Here is an 18,190-nt window from a genome sequence, read left to right as displayed (position 1 = left end):
AAGGCGCCGTCAGACACAAAGGCGGGAAAGGCGCGCAAAGCGGCTCAGCAAATGTCCGAAAATTTTTCTGAGCCGATCGGCTACGATCGTGCGCCTTTATCTGGCGAGACGACTTCTGCGGGCCCTGCGTCCGCCGCGAAGGGGGGATTTGCAATGCAGCCGGTAAACGCCAACGATATCGAAATGCTGGCAGGGGGCAAGCGCCGCCGCCGCGGTTTTTCCAGCTGGCGCCTGTGGTCCGATGCCTTTCCCTACCTGCTCGTGCCGGTGCTGATCTATAACCTGATGGCGCTGTTTGCCGGGGCCAGTGCCGCCGACGGTTCTCCCGGCCTCGCTCGCGTGATCGATGCCGTGGCCTTGAGTGTCCCAATGCTTTCCAGCGTACGACTGAACATCACCTGGGGCGAGCTGATGCTTATCTTTTCGGTGGTGTTCCTGTTTGTCGAGGTAATCAAGTCGACCAACACCGCCTCCCTCAGCATCGTGAACCACATCCTGTCGATGCTGTTGTTTGTGGTGTGCTTGATGGAATTCCTGATGTTCGCCAACTTCGCCACCGGCACCTTCCTGATCATCACCGCGATGGTGCTGGTCGATGCTCTGGCCGGCATGGTGGTGACGATCATCTCGGCCCGCCGCGACTTTGGCGTGGAAGGGATCGGCGCATGATCGGGCGGGCAGGCGCCGGTGTGGGGGCGGCGATGGCCTGCCTTGCGCTGGCCTCCTGTGCGGCCCCGGCCCAGCTCGGGCGGGTGGCGGTCGACCACAACCGCATGGTGGCGCGCAGCACCGACGAGACGACGCTGCTCAACATCGTGCGCGCAGCCCACCGCTTCCCGCTGCATTTCACCGCGCTATCGACCGTGAACGGCAATGTCTCGCTGTCGGTGTCGAGCGAGCTGACCATCGGGCTGGGTGACGTGCTCGACCCATCGGAAGCCCTGCTGACGACGGGCGTATCCACCAATCCCAGCTTTCAGGCCGCCGTGCTCGCAAGCGAGAAGTTCCAGCGCGGGATACAGGCTCCGCTCAAGCAGGATCTGATCGCCTATTTCCTCGAGGAAGGCTGGCGTGACGCGCAGCTGATGGCGGCGACGGTCGAACGGATCGACGTGGAAGACCCAGCAGGCAAACGCGTGGGCACGATCGACAACGACGGCAGGGCGGGCGGTCCGTTCGAACAGGTGCTGTGCGCCTACGATCTTGAGCGCAGCGCGCCCTCGCGGCCCATTGTTCTTGCCTCGCTTGATCGCCTGGCACCCTCCCCGGCGGCGGACGATCTGAAAGATCTTATCGCGCTGCTCGGAACCGAGGGCGTCACCCTCGATGGCGAGCGCAACCTGACCTACGAGCGCCCCGGCGCGAGCGTGGTGATGGTCCAGCGCGCAAACTCGCGCTGCGCGGGGGTGGACGTGCCTGCGCTCGCCGCCGATGCGGTGCTGATCCCGCGCTTCCGCTCGACCATGGGGGTGATCTTCTTCCTCGGCGAATATGCGCGCCTCGGCCTTGGACGGCAGGAGGGCGAACGACCCTATGGCATTTCCAATTGCTACACCGACCTATGCGAGCCCGAAGAGCTGACCACCCGCCCGCTCATATCGGTGCGCGAAGGCTCGGGCCGCGCGCTGGTCGCCACCCAGTTCGCTGGCAAGCGGTTCTACATCGACGAAGACGAACTCGATCCCACCGGCCCAGACCGCCACACCATGGCCCGCTCGATGCAGGCGATCTCGCTGGTGCAACAGCTGGTCAACCTGCAGAAAAGCTCGGACGAATTGCCCACTGCACTCAACGTCCGCACGATCAACTAGCAGGCCCGTTCGAGCGCCTCGTCGACCCCGGCAAGCACGACATCGCGGTCATAGTCCGAAAGCGGCTGGAGCCGGTCAACGTGGGCATAAACCTGCTTGGCCTCGCGGTAGATGGCGCAGGTCTGCGCGCCCTGCCCCACGACTTCGGCCACCTCTCCGACAAGCAGGAGGTTGCTGGCATAGTTCCGCGCGCGGCCCGGATTGTTGCTTTCCTCGCGGTAGAGACGGCGCTTGGCCTCGGTGCTGCGCGTGGCAAGGGCCATCGCGCGGCTGCCCTGCCCGGCATAGGCGAGGGTGATCGCCAGTTGCTCGCGCACGGCCGCAAGGCTCTGGGCAAGGCCGCTATCTTCGGGATCGAGCGCGGCCTGCTGAGACAAAATCGCCTCGGCCTCTTCCAGATCGCGGATTGCCGCATCCCAGCGTTCGAGCCCGTAAAGCGTGAGCGCACGCTTGAACAGGCTCACCGCCATCGAACGACGCGGGCCATCTGGCTTGTCGGAAGCGGCGACATAGCGGCGATAGGCGGCGATCGAACGGTCGGCATATCCAAGCGCATCGGCGTAGTCTTCGGGCCGCGGATCCTCCTTTACATCGACCGCCCGCATCGCCGTCTCGGCAAGGTTCGACAGAGTCCGCGCGAGCATCCCTAGATTGTCGGGCGTATCGCCATAACGCGCGACATGGGCTTCCATCTTCGAAAGCGTCTGCTTGAGCAGCGCCACCCCCTCGTCGCCGCGATCCATCCAGCCCAGCGGAATGGCCGCCTCGATCTCGGCATCGATGGCGAGACGGCCATATTCCTCGTGGTCGTGCTCCTCGGCGAGCTGCCAGAACAGCCGCGCCGCCTCAGCCGCATTCGTGCGCGCCATCGCGTTGTCGTCAAGCGCGATGAAGGCATAGACCGCCTTCGAATAGAGCGCCTCGGCAAGGCCGCGCATCACCTGCTCATCGGCGGGTGCGCGTTCATGCAGGGCGCGCAGCTGCGCAATCGCGAGATCAAGCGTTTCGCCCGCTTCCTCGCGCCGTCCGAGATTTGCCGCGAGCGGCGTTCCCAGCACATCGGACAGCCGTTTGTAAGCAAGCGCTGCCTCCAGCCGCACCTCGTCGTCGGCGCCCTCGGTGGCCGAAAGCACGTCGAGATAGTGACGCGCCCGGTCGGCGATGTCGTTCAGAGCCTTGGTCGCGCCGGGAACATCCTCCAGTTCGTCGTAAAGGTCGAACAGCAGGAAATTGGACAGCGCACGCACCTCATCGAAGCGCTGCTCGGCCTCGGCCCGCGCGCGCGCCTCGCTGCGCCAGGCGCTGGTCACCAGCACAAGGCCCACCACCAGCGCCAGCGCCGCCGCGCCCGCCAGCGACACCGACACCACGTTGCGCTTCAGATACTTGCGCAGGCGATAGGATGTCTCGGTGCTGAAGGCGGGCACCACGCGGCCCTGCTGCCAGCGGCGCATATCCTGCGCCATCAGCGCAGCGCCAGCATAGCGCGCCTCGGGCGCTGGCGCGCTGGCCTTTTTCGCGATCGCCCGCAGCTCCGGCTCGTCAAACGGCGCGAGCATCAGCGTCATGATCTGCCCCAGCGAATAAATGTCCGAAAGCGTGGTGACGGCAGCCCCCCGCTGCCGCTCGGGTGCCGCGAAACCGGGCGTGAGGCTGAGACCCGAGAGCGCCGAGTGCTGCGCCGGGTCGCCGCCATCGGCCTGTGGGCGGGCAATCCCGAAGTCGATCAGCTTGGCCTCGCCCTCCTGCGTCACCAGCACATTCGAAGGCGTGAGGTCACGGTGGACGATCAGGTTCTGGTGCGCAAACTCCACCGCATCGCAGATTTGCAGCAACAGGTCGAGCCGCTCGGGCAAGGTGGGCGTGCTCTCCTCCAGCCAGTCCGACAGCGAGCGCCCTTCGATGAACTCCATCACCAGATAGGGCGCGCCTTCGTCGGTGTGGCCGCCATCGTAGAGCCGGGCGATATGCCGGTGTTCGAGCGTGGCCAGGATTTGTCGCTCGCGGTTGAAACGCTCGATCACGTCGGGCGAAAGGATGCCTGGGCGGATGATCTTGATCGCCACGCGCCGCTCGAAATCGCCCGCGTCGCGCGCACCGAGGAAAACCTCGCCCATACCGCCACGCGCGATCCGTCGCTCGATGCGATAGGCGCCGAGGCGTTGGGGCGGGTCGACCGCGCTGTCCATCGCGCCGAGCGCGCCGGGCAGCCCGGTTTTCAGCGCGCTTTCGCTATCGGCATGGCGAGCGAGAAGCGCCAGCGTCCCGTCGCGCACCTCAGGGGCGCTAGCCCGAGCGGTGATAAAGGCGGCACGCTCCTCCTCCGCCAAAGCCAGCGCGGCCTCGAACAATTCGAGCACTTCGCGCTGCTGGGCCGAGGTCAGCGTGCGCATCGTGTTCGCCTAGCCCACCTGCATCCGGTGATAGAGCCAGGCGCGGGTGGCGGCCCAGCGGCGCTTCACCGTAGCGGGCGAGATATCGAGCGCGAGCGCGATTTCCTCGATCGTCATCCCACCGAAGAAACGCATCTCCACCAGCCGCGCACGCTCGGGATCGATCTCGGCCAGTTCCTGCAACAGCAGGTCCAGCTCGAGAAAATCGACCTCGGGCGTTTCGGGGATGTTGGTGAGCAGCGTCACCTTCTGATGCGCGCGCTTGTCGGCCGCCTTGCGCCGCGCGTGATCGATCAGCACCTGCCGCATCACATGGCTGACCCAGCCGAGCACGCGCGGGCGGCTCGATGCATCGATCTCGGCCTGGCTGAAAATGCGCACCATCGCCTCGTTGACGAGATCGCTCGCCGCCAGCGAACAATTGCTCTCGCCCGACAGGCGCATGGCCGCGATCCGCTCAAGCTGCGGCTGGACCTCGTTCCAGATTTCCCCCTCGAGATGCATCGCCAAGTTTGCCCGGCCCCGTCCGCCCTCTGTCGGAGCGGCAGGATACGAATTGCCGGCGTGCTTGCAAGCGCGGTGCGACCGGGGTTGCCGTTTCGGGACGGTCCTAGCGGCCCCAGTCCTCGTTGGCCCGGGCGATGACATAGGCATGGATCGCCGCGACATCGTCCTCGCTCAGAATGTCGGAGAAGCTGGCCATGCCCTTGTCGAGATAGATCCCGCCAAGCACGATATCGGAAAACTTGTCGTGCGTGGCACGATCCATGTGGCGCAGATCCTTGACACCGCCGATGGCGTTCTGGCCGTGACACAGCGCACAGGTCTGCGCGAACAGGGCGCGCCCGCGCTCGATCGTCGCCTCATCGGCGCGCAAGCGCGGCGGTTCCGGCGGAGCGCTCGCCTGCGGCGGGAGCGGCGGCAATTGCGCCGTTCCGCCAAGCTTGAATACCAGTAGCCGCGCCGCGCTGCGCGGCAGTTCGGTTCCGGCTCCGCGCTCGATCTGGGCCGCCCCACCGCCCCACCCGGCATTAACCGCGACATATTGCACGCCGTCGAGCATATAGGTGATGCCACCCGCCACCGGCGCGCTCTGCGTGGGATAACTCCATAGCTCCTCCCCGGTGCGGGCATCGAAGGCGGCGAAGGTCTGACGGGTGGTGCCTTCAAATACGAGATCAGACGCGGTGACGAACACCCCGCCATTGCCGTGGCGCGGCAATTCGACCTGCCAGGCCGCCTCCTGCTTCACCGGGTCCCAGGCGGTGAGCCAGGCCTTCTCGTATTGCGCGGCCTCGGCAAACAGCTCGCCCTGTCGCCGCACGGCCTCTTCGCCTGTCGCACCCCAACCCGAGTTCGAGCGCAACGGGGCCGGCGTCCAGTCCGGCATCACGGCAAAGGGAAAGGCCGACTGATAGGCGGGGAAATAGGCAAGGCCGGTGCGCGGCGAAAAGGCCATCGGGAACCAGTTGTGCGCCCCGCCCGGGCCCGGTGCGACCAGCGCGGGCATCCCGGTGTAGCGAACGCTCTCGCGCGTGATCGGGCGGCCATTGGCGTCGAACCCGGCATTCCAGTTCTGGAACACGTGCGCCTCGGCAGAGATGAACTCGCCCGTCTCGCGGTCGAGCACGTAGAAAAAGCCGTTCTTGGGTGCCTGCATCAAGACCTTGCGCTGGCGCCCGTCGATTTCGAGGTCGGCGCTAATCATCGACTGGGTGCAGGTCCAGTCCCACTCTTCGCCCGGGTTCATCTGGTAGTGCCAGCGATATTCGCCCGTATCCGCATCTAGCGCTACGATGGAACAGACGAACAGATTGTCGCCCTCTCCGTTCGAACGATAGTACCGCGCATGCGGCACGGCATTGCCTGTGCCGACATAGACGAGGTTCAGCTCGGGATCGTAGGCGAAGCTGTCCCACGGGTTGGCCCCGCCGCCAAGCTGCCGCCACATGCCTTCGTCGGCCCAAGTGGCGCGCATCATGGCGTTGACGCCATCGCTTGCCTCACCGTCGGGGCGGTCCTCAGGGTTGGGGGTGAGGAAGAACTTCCAGATCTGCTCGCCCGTATCGGCGTCGAAGGCGGCGGCGAACCCGCGCACCCCCATGTCGCCGCCCGACTGGCCGATCACAACCTTGCCGTCGAACACCCTCGGCGCGCCGGTGATCGAATAGGCATAGGTTGTCTGCTCGGGAAAGGCGCGCGAAGTCCAGATCGGCTCGCCGTTCGCCCTGTCGAGCGCGATCAGCCGCCCGTCGAGCGTGGCGATGATGATCTTGCCCTCGTCCATGGCGAGGCCCCGGCTGACCGGCTCGCAACAGGCGTAGCGGCCATATTCGCGCGGCACCTTGGGATCGTAGGTCCACAGCCGCTCGCCGGTGCGCGCGTCGTAGGCAATCGTAATGTTCCACGGCAGCGTGTTGTAAAGCACGCCATCGGCATAGAGCGGCGTCGCCTCGACCCCGCGATAGGTATCGAGATCGTCATACCAGGCAAGGCCCAGCTGGCTCACGTTCGCGGCATTGATCTGCGTAAGCGGCGAATAGCGCTGCGCGGAATAGTCGCGCCCGTCGCTGGTCCATTCACCCGCCTCGGCCACCGGAGCGGCGGCTTGCGGCGGGACAGTGGACGATGTGCAGGAGGCGAGCAGCAGGGCTGCCGCGATGGCGGAAATGCGCAAGGGTCTAGTCTCCGGGAGGCATGATCGGCTGGCTGCCGTTGACGGTGCGGCCGACGGTCTGGCTCTGCTGCTGCTCGGGCGTGCCGGGCGGACGGTGGTAGGCTCCGGCCTCGCCAGCGCCCGCCTCGAACACCTCCCCCGTCACCGGATGCGGATAGTGGAACGGCACGATGTAATAGGCCGGATAGGTCAGGTAGACCACCGAGGGCGGCAGGTCTGGTGGCGGATCGAACTTATCGGGCCAGGTGTTGTTGAGCGCGTTTTCGCCCCAGCCGTCCCAGTTGGTGTACATCGTGAAGGGGCCGGTCAGGCGGCTGATCCGCCATACGCCATCTTCACCCTTCTCGAACGCATCTTCATAAAGCGGCAGGCCCCAACCGCTCGACGCCATCACGAAGGCGCGCCCGCGCAGCCAGCCCTCGCGCCCGTCTTCGCTGATATGAGTGACCGGCTGGAACTGCATGTGGTTGACGAGGATACCCATCGGCGCCCCGTCCGGCCCGAAAGCGGTCTGCATATATTCGAGCACCCGCTCGCGCCCGACGAAGATACCCTTGCCGCCGATTTCGAGTGTCGCGTCTTCGGCGAAGAGGTTCGAAAGGTGCGTCCACTGACCCTTGTCGACGAAGTAGCCGTAGGTGCGCTGGAGCGTCTCGATCGCGTTCATGTCCTCGAGCCGAGTTATGCGGCGGTCGAGTTGGTCGAGCTGCTGCTCGACATTGTCTTGCGCGGCGGCGGGGGCTGAGAGTGCGAGACTCAATCCCACCAATACCGCTCGGGCTGAGCCTGTCGAAGCCCCGCACTTCAGTTCGCGAAAGTTCGACAAGAAGGAAAGCAGTCCTTCGACAAGCTCAGGACGAGCGGGTTCTTTGTTCGAGGCCACGTGCATCATTCCCTCCCCACCAGATCGTCGGCCGGCTGCGTGAGTGTGATCTCTTCGCCCGTCACCGGGTGGCGATAGCTGAACGGCGGAATGTAGTTCGACGGCAGCGCGCGATAGGGCTCGGTCGGCGGCTCGTCGGGCGGGAAAAGCGCCGATTGCCCTGCCAGCGGCAATTGCGACTTCATCCAGCCGAGATCGTATTCGGTAAAGCCCGTCGGGTAGAAATGCAGGCTGGCGATCTTCCATGTATCGCCCTCCTTCACATAGGTGTTCTCATAGATGCCGACGCCCCAGACGCCGTTGTGCCCCGGCTCGGCCAGCATCACCATGCCCTGAAACCGGCCAGCGGCGGTGCGGCCATCGTTGGCCACGGTGATCACCGCCTGCAACTGCATGTGGGTGTTGAGATAGCCCGGTGCCAGCCCCTCCGGCCCGAACAGCAGCAGCGCGCGCTCGATCCGGGCGGGGGTGCGATAGACGCCGCGCATCCCGTATTCGAAGGTGCCGTCGCGCGCGAAGAGCTCGGCAACCTCGCTCCACAGGCCCTTGTCGAAATAGTAGCCATAGGCCGCCTGCAGGTTCTCGATGGCATCGCGGTCTTCGAGCCGTTCGACGCGCTCACGATAGTCGGCGATGCGCTGGCCCACGGTCTGGGCCTGGGCGGGCGTAGCCACGGCCAGCAGGGCCAGCGCAGCGATAGAGAGGCGGATCATGGCCGTACCTCCCGCCCGGTCACGGGATGGGGGATGGCAAAGGCGGGAACATCAACCGCCGGGAAAGCCGTATAGTCCACGCTCGAAGGCGCATCGGGCGGGAAGTCCACCGAAGCCTGCGAGCGCACCAGTCCCTCGCCCTCTTCGAGCCGAGCCCAGCCCTCCTTGTAGGGCGCGACGAAGTTCACATGGAGCGTCAGGCTAGCGATCCGCCACTTGCCGTCCGCGCCCTTCACGTAGGTATTCTCATAGATGCCGTCGCGCCATTCGGCGTGGCTCTTGTATTGCCCGAGCATGCCCAGATCGCGCCAGCGCGCCTTGGCGCTCATGCCATCGGGCGCGACCGCAATCATCGGTTGCAAAGTCACCCATTCGTTGAGCTGGCCGTAGATCAAGCCCTCCTGCCCGCCGTGCAGCAGCCGCAGGTACTGCGCGATGCGCTCCGGCCCGCGATAGACGCCGTCGAGCCCGATCTCGATGGTGCCATCATCAGCGAACAGTTGCGCGGCCTGCCGCCAAAGTCCGCGATCGATGAAGTAGCCGACGGCGCGCTGCAGATTGCGCACCTCGCGCGTGCCTTCAAGCACGGTGACACGCGCATCGAGATCGGCGATCTCACGTGCCTGCGCGGCGCTTTGCGCCTGCGCTGAGGCAGGCAGCGCGAGGGCGGCCATGACCAACAATATCCGCATCATTGCACCTCCGGAATTGCTACCGAGCGGATCACGAAGGCACCCGGATCCTTGCCCGCGTCGGGGCCGAACAGGAAGCGCAGCTTACCTTCGGGATAGTACGCCCGCCCGCCAACCGGCGTGACCGAGGAGGCATAGTCCACCCCATCGGCAATCGGCGTGACAATGGCCGATCCATCGGCATCGAAAGTAATCACAGTGACGAGCCCTGCCTCGCCCTCGGTTTGCAGCATCCGCCCGTCGGGCAGCGGACGCAGACCATCGGGCGTCACGATATCGCGCGAGGTTTGCACCTGCTCGGCACGGGCGAAGCTGCCGTCTTCTTCGCGGTGGATGCGCAGCAGCGTGTTGCGCTGGATCGCATTCGCATAGAGCGTTCCGTCCGCCGCGAAGGAAATGCCATCGAGCGTCGCGAACTCGGGGTCCACGGCCCACACCTCGAACGCTTCACCGCCGGGCGCCAGCTTCATGATCTGTCCGCCGAGCATCTCGCTGGCAAACACCGCGCCATCTGGCGCAATGGTGATGTCATTACACATCGCTGGCCCCTCGCCGGTGGCGAGCGGATAGCTCGCCTCCAACGCGCCGCTCGCGAGGTCGAAGGCCTTGATCGCGGGCGCACCGTCCTCGGTGCCCATCGACGGGTTGAAACAGACCCACAGTAGCCCGCGTGCATCGTCCGCCAGCACGCCGAATGCCGACATAGGGCTGTTTTCGTCGTCGGGCTGCAGCCATGGCTCGGCAATGTCGCTTCCTGCCTGCGCACGGTAGATAACGCCCGGATTGGAGCCGACATAGATATTGCCTGCCGCATCGGAGGCGATACTTTCGGGAAAGACACCCAAGCCATCAATGGTGATCTCAGAAACCAGCTCCTGTTCTGCCACGGAGGGCTCCTGGGCCTCGGCGCAAGCCGCCAGGGCACCGGTCAGGCTCAGCGCGAGAACAGGACAGAACCAGCGACTTGAGGAAAGGCTGCTCACGATTTTCTCCCATTATCGGCCCGTTTCGGGCTCTTGTTCAGCATACTAGCACCGCAGAGGGCCGATGGTAGGCCAACGCATGGCCTCATCTGGAACCCCGCCTTGACTCAGTGCGCGACACTCGATGCCACGGCCTGATCGCGCCAACGCCCCGGCGTAGTGCCGAAAGAGCGGCGGAAAGCGCGCGTGAAGTGCGCCGCATCCTCGTAACCGTTGGCAAAGGCGATCTGCGCGATCGACAGTGCGGCCTTGTGAGGATCGGCAAGATCCGCCGCGCTCTGCTCCATCCGGCGCTGCCACAGGTAGCCCGAGATCGAGACCCCGCGTGCCTGCTTCATCAGCTGGTCGAGCCGCCTGCGGCTGATTCCCTGTTCCTCGGCAATGTCGCTGGCGGTGATCCCGGTGACCGAAAGGCTCATCTCGATGAAGTCGGCCGCGCGACGCACCCGCCATTCGGCGCTTTCCGGCAGTTCGGCAAAGGCCTGCGCCACTCCCAGCATATGTATCGTGGAACTGACCACCGCCGCGCGCTGCAAGTCGCCCAGCTCGGCGGCGACCTCGCTGATGCGTTGGAGGTTGTCCGACAAGAGGCGAGTACCACTGTCACTGGCGGGCAACAGCTTGCCGCACAGGCGGTTGAGGTGCGGATAGCGCCCCAGCACGGCGGCACGCGGCAGGCGCAGGAACAGGAGGCGCGAAAACTCCTCCGTCACGATGCGAAACCGCGCCCGTTCGTCGACCATGCACATGTCGCCCGGCGCCATGGCGATCTCGCCGCACGCGCTCACCAGCGTGGTGCGGCCCCAGGGCTGCACCATCAGCGAGACGTGTTGCCAGGTGTCGGCATGCTGATTCGTCGGCACATGATGCGCCTGCGCGGGCGGGGTCTCGATGGCGCAGAGATGTGCGCGGCCCAGGTCCACACTGGCAATCGAGCCGCGCAGCGCCTCGTCGGCTGCAAGCTCCACCCGCAAGCCCGGAAACAGCGAATTGGAAGCATGGTCCCACGCATCGCGGCGTGCAGGCCGGTCATAGTCGGCAAGGTCAATCGACTGCCCCAAGCTCTCTCCCCTCTTCCATTTGCGGCAAGTGTAACGGCTAAAAAGGTCAAGGCGCAAACATTACCATTCGTTATGATTGGGAAAGCCGACTGGCAAGCAAGCAGGCCGCGCCAAAGCGACAGAAGCCTGCGCCCATCGGTGGCGATTAATGAACAGCGAAGCCGCGAACACAGGCGGCAGCTAGGGAGAGAAACCATGACTTCAGGCGCTTTCGGCCTTTCCAAATCCATGCTCCGCGCCAGCACCGCTGGAACCATGGCACTGATGCTCGCCAGCAGCCCCGCCCTCGCCCAGTCCGAGACAGAGCGCAGCCGCGACACCACCATCGTCGTCACCGCGCAGATGCGCGAGCAGGTGCTGCAGGACGTTCCGCTGTCGATCACCGCCGTTACCGCCGACATGCTCGAAGCGCGCAGCCAGACGAGCCTGCCGCAAATCTCCGACCAGACGCCCAGCCTGATCCTGCAACAGAACCCCTCGGGTTCGGGCAATTCGATGCGCGCCTTTATCCGCGGCGTGGGTCAGGCCGACCAGAGCCCCTCGGTGGAACCGGGCGTGGGTATCTATATCGACGATATCTATTTCGGCACCGTCACCGCCTCGGCCTTTGACCTGTCCGACCTTGAGCGGATCGAGGTGCTGCGCGGCCCGCAGGGCACGCTCGCCGGCATGAATTCGGCGGGCGGCGCGATCAAGCTCTACTCGCGCAAGCCCAATGGCGAAGGTGGATATGTCGAGGCCTCGATCGGCAGCTTCAAGCGCCGCGACGTGAAGGCCAGCGCCGACTTCACCGTGGCGCGCGACCTCTATGCGCGGATCAGCGGCGTCACCCGCAACCGCGATGGCTATGTCACCCGCTACGACTATGCCTGCCTTAACCCGAGCGACCCCGAGGTCGTTTCGGGGGCGATCCCGCGTCTTGCTTCCGGCGCCGACTGCGAACTCGGCACACTGGGAAACCAGCAGATGTATGCGATGCGCGGGCAACTCCGCTTTGCCCCAAGCAGCGTTCCACTCGAAATCAACCTGTCGGGCGATTACACCCGCGACACCTCGGAAACGCAGGCCTCGGTGCTGATCGCCAGTGCCGAGAGCGCCAATGCAGGCTCAGCCAATCCCACCGACCGTTCGGGCCTGTCGATCCCCTATCAGGGCGTGGCCTACGATGATCGCTTCGTGCCTTATGGCCAGTATCGCCGCGCGGGCGCGGTGCTGAACGATGGCTTTGCCAGTTACGCCAACTTCTACGATCCGGGCGTGATGTATTCGGCCATCGCCGCGCCGCCGGGGCCGCCTTCGGCCTATGTTGCGGGAGATCCGCTAGGGCCGTTCATCGCCGAGTCCGCCTCGCAGGTCGATGGCTGGGGCGTCTCCGGCTCGATCTCCTACGAGCTTTCCGATAAGCTCTCCTTGCTCTCGATCACCGGCTATCGCGAATACGAGAGCCTGAGCGGTTCGGACAACGACAATTCGCCGGTCGTCTTCATTCAGGATACGACCCGCTTCTATCACCACCAGTTCAGCCAGGAACTGCGCCTGAGCGGCAACCTCGTCGACGACACCGTCCACTTCACGCTCGGCGGCTTCTACTACGATGCCTCGACCCGCTATGAAGGGCGCATCCATACGCCATTCTCGGGCTTCTGCCCGGCGGCGACGCCGTGCTTCTCGTTCATCAACGACGATACGGCCGATCTCACCAGCTATGCAGGCTTTGCCAACGTAGCCTGGGACATCACGCCCGAGCTAACTCTAGAAGGCGGCCTGCGCGTCACCCATGAACAGAAGGACTACACCTACGCCCGCTACAACCCCGATGGCGACGGCGAATATCTGCCGCTGAGCAATCCGCAGAACCCGCTGACCGGACAGGTCGGCAAATATGAGGAAACGCTCACCGACTATCGCCTTGCCGCCAGCTATCGGGTGAGCGAAAGCCTGATGCTGTTCGCGCAGTTCGCCACCGGCTTCAAGGGCGGCGGCGTCGCCCCGCGCCCCTACAGCTTCCAGCAGATCCGCCCGTTCGGGGCCGAAAAGATCAAGTCTTATGAAGCGGGCTTCAAGGCCGATCTGCTTGACCGCGCGGTGCGCCTCAACGCCACCGCCTTCTACATGGACTACGAGGGCTATCAGGGTGTGCCGCAGGTCTGCCTCGATGCCGATGGCGAGCAACTTCCGGTCGATCAGGGTGGCATTCCGGGCCTGTGCGGACAGTATCTCAACATCGGCGATGCCCGCGTACAGGGCTTCGAGCTGGAAACCACCATCGAGCCGGTCTGGGGTCTCGTGTTCGACGGCTCGATGAGCCTGACCGACTTCGAATTCACCGCGATCAACTACCCCACAACCTCGATCGTGGTCGGTGCGAAACGGCCGGGTATCGGCGAATTCAAGTGGGCGGCGGGCGTGCAATATACGCTCGACATCGCGGGCGTCGGCTCGATCACGCCGCGTTTCGACGTGGTCTATACGCCGGGCTATTGCGGCAACTTCACCTGCGACCCGAACGTGAATGTCGATGACTACACGCTCGCCAATGCACGGCTGACCTTCCGCAGCGAAGACGAAGACTGGTCGGTCTCGCTCGAAGCGACGAACCTGTTCGACACCTATTACTACCTGAACAAGTTCTCCAGCTTCTACGTCACCGGGCAGCCGGGCCGCCCGCAGGAGTTCGCGCTGACGGTGCGCCGCAACTTCTGATAACAGTTCGTGCCGGGGCACCGCCACTCAGCGCCCCGGCACGCAGCATACCAAAGGATGCGCGAACAAAGGGGAGAATGAAGCTTGCGACAGGCGGGACTCAAAATACTGCGACTACCGTTCTGGGCCATGGCGCTGGCCTCGTGCCAACCTATGTCCGAGCGCCCCGCCACCACTTCCGAAGTCGCTGCGGTCGATGGCGCGGCCATGCGCAACGTCAACGCCCCTGCCAACCTTGGCAACTGGATGAGCTACGGGCGCGACTGGGGCGAGCAGCGCTATTCCCCGCTCACACAGATCAATGAAGGCAATGTGAGCCAGCTTGGCCTCGCCTGGTTCGACGATCTTGAAACCATGCGCGGCGTGCAGGCGACCCCGCTGGCAATCGATGGCGTGCTCTACAACGCCAATGTCTACAACGTCGTCACCGCCTATGACGGGGCGACCGGCCAGAAGCTCTGGACCTATGATCCCGAGGTCGGCGCGGAATGGGCGCGGCTTGCCTGCTGCGGACCGACCTCGCGCGGGATCGCGGCGTGGGAAGGCAAGATCATCATCGCCGCGCTCGATGGCCGGCTGAACGCAGTCGATGCCAAGACCGGCGAGGAATTGTGGACCACCCAGACCTTCGACCGTTCCGAAGCCTATTCGATCACCGGCGCCCCGCGCGTGTTCGACGGCAAGGTGGTGATCGGCAACGGCGGCGCGGACTATGGCACGCGCGGCTTCGTTGCCGCCTACGATGTGAACACCGGCGAACGGCTGTGGAAGTTCTATATCGTTCCCGGCAACCCCGCCAATGGGCCGGATGGCGAAGCCTCCGACAGTGCGATGGAGATCGCCCGCCCCACCTGGTTCGGCGAGTTCTGGGAGATCGGCGGCGGCGGCGCGGCGTGGGATTCGATGATCTACGATCCAGCGCTTAATCTCGTCTACATCGGCACCGGCAACGGCAGCCCGCATATGTGGCACTTCCGCAGCGAGGGCCAGGGCGACAACCTGTTCCTATGCTCGATCGTGGCGGTCGATGCCGATACGGGCGAGTACAAGTGGCACTACCAGATGGTGCCCGAGGAGGACTGGGACTTCACCTGCACCCAGCCGATGATGACCGCCGACTTGCAGATTGGCGGGCGCACCCGGCAGGTGATCATGCAGGCACCCAAGAACGGCTTCTTCTACGTGCTCGACCGGGTCACCGGCGAACTGCTGAGCGCCGAGAGCTATGTCTCGGTCAACACGTGGGCGAGCCGGATCGACATGGCCACCGGCCGCCCCGTGCTGATGCCCGGCGCGCATAACGGCACCACCCCGCATATCATGAGCCCGAGCTGGCTCGCCGCGCACAGCTGGCACCCGATGGCCTACAGCCCGCAAACGGGGCTCGTCTATTTCCCGGCGCAGGAACAGGGCGCGATCTATGCCCGCGCCGAGGAAAAGCCCGAATGGGTGCACCATCGCAGCAATTCCGGGCAGGCCCGCGGAAACATGCCCGAACTACGCGCCCGTTTGCAGGAGCAGATCACCGCAGCGGAGAAAGGCTACCTCCTCGCCTGGAACCCGGTGACGCAGAGCGAGGCATGGCGCGTGCCTTATCGCGTGCCCGGCTCGGGCGGCGTGCTGGCGACGGCAGGCAACCTGCTGGTGCAGGGCACTATCGACAAGACGCTGGCGATCTATGCCGCCGATGATGGCCGCAAGCTGTGGGAGATGGCCATCGATCAGGTGCCCGTTGCCGGGGCCATCACCTATATGGCGGGCGGCGAGCAATATATCGCGATCAACGCCGGGTGGAGCGGCTCGCCGGTCTACAACCTCGGCCCGTTCAGCACGTCGAGTGCGAAGCTGCTGGTGTTCAAGCTCGGCGCTTCGGGCGTCACGCTGCCACCGCCTGCCCCTGCTGTCGCGCTGCCGCGCCCGCCGTGGCTGACCGCGACCGAGGCCGAAGTCGCGCGAGGCCGCGCGCTTTACGGCGAGAGCTGCAACCGCTGCCACGGCGAGAATGCCATTGGCGGCGTGAAAGATCTGCGCTGGATGACCGCCGACACGCGCGCAAAGTTCAACGATATCGTGCTGCGCGGAATCTATGCCGACCGGGGGATGCTCGGCTTCGACGACGTGCTGAGCGAACAGGATGCGAGCGACATCCACGCCTTCCTGATTGCGCGGGCGAACGAGGACTATGCCGATGCGGGGCATCCTTAGGAAACAGAACTAGATCCGCTCGCCCTGAGCTTGTCGAAGGGCTGTCCTTCTCTTCCTGCGTCGTGCTCGAACAAGGACAATCCTTCGACAAGCTCAGGATGAGCGGGGGTGGGATTGGAGACGAAAGACATGAAATTCACGCTGCTAGCCGCCATCGCCCTCACCCTGCCCATGGCCGCCCACGCACAGGCCCCCGGCGAAGAAAGCGCCCTGCGCACCGTCGAGTGCGACTACGCCTGCCTCACCGGCACCATGCAGCAGTTCATGGACGCGCTCGCAGCGGGTGACGCCTCGGCCCTCCCCGTCAGCGGCGACCTGCTTTACACCGAGAACAACGTGCCGCTCGCGCTTGGCGAAGGAAGCTGGCGCACCACCCATGAGGTCGACGACAACGGCCTGCTCGTCGCCGACGAGAGCACCGGACATGCAGCCTGGTTCGGTTCGATCCGCGAGAACGGCTTTGCCAGCTTCTATGCCGTGCGCATTCACGTGCGCGATGGCCTGATCGACGAGGCCGAGGCGGTCATCCATCGCAAGTCGGGCCTGCCCGCCCCCTATGGCGACTGGCAGGGCATGGAGCACTTCGCCGAATTCGCCGACATCCTGCCCGAAGCCGAGCGCCGCCCGCGCGAGCGGATGCTCGCCATCGCCGACGCCTATTTCGACACGGTCGAACTGAACGACGGGCAGGTCTTCGCGCCGTTCAGCGAGGACTGCGCGCGGCTCGAAAACGGGATCCTCACCACCGCCCCGATCCCCGGCCAGCAGCAAAGCGCTGCAGCCATCGCCTCGGGCTGCCGCGAACAGTTCGAACTGGGGATCTACCGCATCAACAAGCGCATCCGCCGCCACCTGCCACTGGTCGACGTACAGCGCGGTGTGGTCGTCGGCGCCGGCTTCTTCGACCACGCCAACGAGTTCGATCGCTACCTGCTCACCAACGGCAGCGAGATGAAGACTGCGCTCAAGTGGCCGAACTCGATCACGCTGCTCGAAGCCTTCCGCATTCGCAACGGCGAAATCCAGCGGATCGAGGCGACCTTCACCTATGTGCCCTATTTCATGCACAACCCGTTCTGGGGCGATGAGGCGGACTTCCCGCTCTACGCCCCCCGCCCCGCCGAATGCGACAGCGAGTGCCTCACGGCCAATGCCTCGGCGCTCGTCTCGGCCATGGCAGGCAACCGCTGGCAGGGCCTCAACTGGAGCGACAACCCGGTCGGCTATGCCGAAAACTCGGTCGGCATCAGGATCGGCGAAAGTATCTGGCGCACAATCACTGCGGTCGACAGCACGCCGCTGATCGTCGCCGACGACCAGACCGGCAAGGCCGTGTGGATCGGACGGATCGAGGAACATGGCCAGCCCGCCTGGGCCGCGATCACCATGATGAGCGACGGCGATACCATCGGCGGCGCCGACGTGCTCGTGCGGCGCAAGGAATATGGCGCACCCTATGCAGAGCCAGTTGGTGCGCCACGCTTCGCTACGCTACCAGCAGGCCAACGCACCCCCCGCGCCGACATGGCGGCAGACATGCATGCTTTCTTCGGCGCGCTGGAGGAAGCGGACGCCGCGCCAGACATCTTCGCCGACGACTGCCGCTGGCTAGTCAACGGGCAGGATGTGGGCACTTGCCCTACGCCGTTCGGAACCCCCGCCCTTGCCGGGATCGAGCGCGTTCGTGACGTCGAACTTCTCGCGATGGACGAAGCGCGCGGCCTTGCTGTCTATCGCCAATTCGAGGATCGGCCCGCCACCGATGGCAGCGGCTATCCACTCACCTATCAGGTGATCGAGCTGGCACGTTTCGAAGGCGGACAGATCACCCGGATCGAGGCCTTCACCAGCGAACTGCCCTATGGGATGCGCCCGATCCAGCATCGATAGCGCCAAGCGAAATCACATTTTCGCCACGTTTCGCCGCAGGATTGTCACAAGCCATCGTGAGAATCGCTGGAATCTTTCTGAATGTTCATCCAGGCGTCAGGTGCGGGGGAACAGTCCCCTCATCGTCCCGTTTACCTCTTGCTTACCACGAGCGAGATTGTCTTAAATGATGACAAAAT

The 18,190-nt window shown here is 64.8% G+C and carries 13 protein-coding genes; 5 read left to right on the top strand and 8 right to left on the bottom strand.

Annotated features, from left to right (window positions below):
- Positions 1–153 precede the first annotated feature (153 nt).
- Together ABDJ38_RS00665 and ABDJ38_RS00660 are read left to right on the top strand one after the other, a co-directional pair.
- Positions 154–669, top strand: a complete 516-nt coding sequence (locus ABDJ38_RS00665) for a hypothetical protein (RefSeq protein WP_346783145.1) — start codon at positions 154–156, stop codon at positions 667–669.
- A complete protein-coding gene (locus ABDJ38_RS00660) occupies positions 666–1,811 on the top strand; it encodes a hypothetical protein (protein ID WP_346783144.1) in 1,146 nt (381 codons plus the stop codon). Before ABDJ38_RS00665 ends, ABDJ38_RS00660 begins: the two co-directional genes overlap by 4 nt.
- Here the strand turns inward: ABDJ38_RS00660 and ABDJ38_RS00655 are convergent.
- The 8 genes from ABDJ38_RS00655 to ABDJ38_RS00620 all read right to left on the bottom strand — a co-directional run bounded on the left by ABDJ38_RS00655 (position 1,808) and on the right by ABDJ38_RS00620 (position 11,213).
- Positions 1,808–4,204 carry a serine/threonine-protein kinase gene (locus ABDJ38_RS00655; protein WP_346783143.1) on the bottom strand — a complete coding sequence of 799 codons (2,397 nt, stop codon included), beginning with the start codon at positions 4,202–4,204 and terminating at the stop codon, positions 1,808–1,810. The two genes, ABDJ38_RS00660 and ABDJ38_RS00655, sit on opposite strands and share 4 nt — an antisense overlap.
- A 9-nt stretch (positions 4,205–4,213) precedes the next feature.
- Positions 4,214–4,708 carry an ECF-type sigma factor gene (locus ABDJ38_RS00650; RefSeq protein WP_346783897.1) on the bottom strand — a complete coding sequence of 165 codons (495 nt, stop codon included), beginning with the start codon at positions 4,706–4,708 and terminating at the stop codon, positions 4,214–4,216.
- A gap of 106 nt (positions 4,709–4,814) precedes the next feature.
- Positions 4,815–6,881, bottom strand: a complete 2,067-nt coding sequence (locus tag ABDJ38_RS00645) for a PQQ-dependent dehydrogenase, methanol/ethanol family (protein ID WP_346783142.1) — start codon at positions 6,879–6,881, stop codon at positions 4,815–4,817.
- A gap of 4 nt (positions 6,882–6,885) precedes the next feature.
- On the bottom strand, positions 6,886–7,641 hold the full coding sequence (locus ABDJ38_RS00640) for a nuclear transport factor 2 family protein (RefSeq protein WP_346783141.1): 756 nt from the start codon (positions 7,639–7,641) through the stop codon (positions 6,886–6,888).
- Between the two features lie 128 nt (positions 7,642–7,769).
- Positions 7,770–8,477 (bottom strand): nuclear transport factor 2 family protein, encoded by a 708-nt coding sequence (locus ABDJ38_RS00635; protein WP_346783140.1) that lies wholly within the window; start codon positions 8,475–8,477, stop codon positions 7,770–7,772.
- The gene (locus ABDJ38_RS00630; protein WP_346783139.1) at positions 8,474–9,172 is read right to left on the bottom strand and encodes a nuclear transport factor 2 family protein; all 699 of its coding nucleotides are present in this window, start codon (positions 9,170–9,172) and stop codon (positions 8,474–8,476) included. Before ABDJ38_RS00630 ends, ABDJ38_RS00635 begins: the two co-directional genes overlap by 4 nt.
- Positions 9,169–10,152 (bottom strand): SMP-30/gluconolactonase/LRE family protein, encoded by a 984-nt coding sequence (locus ABDJ38_RS00625; RefSeq protein ID WP_346783138.1) that lies wholly within the window; start codon positions 10,150–10,152, stop codon positions 9,169–9,171. Before ABDJ38_RS00625 ends, ABDJ38_RS00630 begins: the two co-directional genes overlap by 4 nt.
- Before the next feature lie 107 nt (positions 10,153–10,259).
- Positions 10,260–11,213 (bottom strand): helix-turn-helix domain-containing protein, encoded by a 954-nt coding sequence (locus ABDJ38_RS00620; RefSeq protein WP_346783137.1) that lies wholly within the window; start codon positions 11,211–11,213, stop codon positions 10,260–10,262.
- A gap of 195 nt (positions 11,214–11,408) precedes the next feature.
- On the opposite strand from ABDJ38_RS00620, the gene ABDJ38_RS00615 reads away from it, so the two are divergent.
- The 3 genes from ABDJ38_RS00615 (at position 11,409) to ABDJ38_RS00605 (ending at position 18,011) form a co-directional block, all read left to right on the top strand.
- Positions 11,409–13,916: a TonB-dependent receptor gene (locus ABDJ38_RS00615; protein WP_346783136.1), complete on the top strand. Its 2,508-nt coding sequence runs from the start codon at positions 11,409–11,411 to the stop codon at positions 13,914–13,916.
- Between the two features lie 153 nt (positions 13,917–14,069).
- Positions 14,070–16,121: a PQQ-dependent dehydrogenase, methanol/ethanol family gene (locus ABDJ38_RS00610; RefSeq protein WP_346783135.1), complete on the top strand. Its 2,052-nt coding sequence runs from the start codon at positions 14,070–14,072 to the stop codon at positions 16,119–16,121.
- A gap of 129 nt (positions 16,122–16,250) precedes the next feature.
- Positions 16,251–18,011 carry a DUF8021 domain-containing protein gene (locus ABDJ38_RS00605; RefSeq protein ID WP_346783134.1) on the top strand — a complete coding sequence of 587 codons (1,761 nt, stop codon included), beginning with the start codon at positions 16,251–16,253 and terminating at the stop codon, positions 18,009–18,011.
- Positions 18,012–18,190 lie beyond the last annotated feature (179 nt).

Source organism: Aurantiacibacter flavus (genome assembly GCF_039710615.1).
Taxonomy (GTDB): domain Bacteria; phylum Pseudomonadota; class Alphaproteobacteria; order Sphingomonadales; family Sphingomonadaceae; genus Alteraurantiacibacter; species Alteraurantiacibacter flavus.
The sequence above is the reverse complement of the archived record's forward strand: the minus strand, read 5'-3'. Positions and strand labels throughout refer to the sequence as shown.

What these genes read in the sequence shown, in the direction of transcription:
- ABDJ38_RS00665 (WP_346783145.1), top strand. Translation starts at nt 154, where the DNA reads ATGCAGCCGGTAAACGCCAACGATATCGAAATGCTGGCAGGGGGCAAG.
- ABDJ38_RS00660 (WP_346783144.1), top strand. Translation starts at nt 666, where the DNA reads ATGATCGGGCGGGCAGGCGCCGGTGTGGGGGCGGCGATGGCCTGCCTT.
- ABDJ38_RS00655 (WP_346783143.1), bottom strand. Translation starts at nt 4,204, where the DNA reads ATGCGCACGCTGACCTCGGCCCAGCAGCGCGAAGTGCTCGAATTGTTC.
- ABDJ38_RS00650 (WP_346783897.1), bottom strand. Translation starts at nt 4,708, where the DNA reads ATGCATCTCGAGGGGGAAATCTGGAACGAGGTCCAGCCGCAGCTTGAG.
- ABDJ38_RS00635 (WP_346783140.1), bottom strand. Translation starts at nt 8,477, where the DNA reads ATGATCCGCCTCTCTATCGCTGCGCTGGCCCTGCTGGCCGTGGCTACG.
- ABDJ38_RS00630 (WP_346783139.1), bottom strand. Translation starts at nt 9,172, where the DNA reads ATGATGCGGATATTGTTGGTCATGGCCGCCCTCGCGCTGCCTGCCTCA.
- ABDJ38_RS00615 (WP_346783136.1), top strand. Translation starts at nt 11,409, where the DNA reads ATGACTTCAGGCGCTTTCGGCCTTTCCAAATCCATGCTCCGCGCCAGC.
- ABDJ38_RS00610 (WP_346783135.1), top strand. Translation starts at nt 14,070, where the DNA reads ATGTCCGAGCGCCCCGCCACCACTTCCGAAGTCGCTGCGGTCGATGGC.
- ABDJ38_RS00605 (WP_346783134.1), top strand. Translation starts at nt 16,251, where the DNA reads ATGAAATTCACGCTGCTAGCCGCCATCGCCCTCACCCTGCCCATGGCC.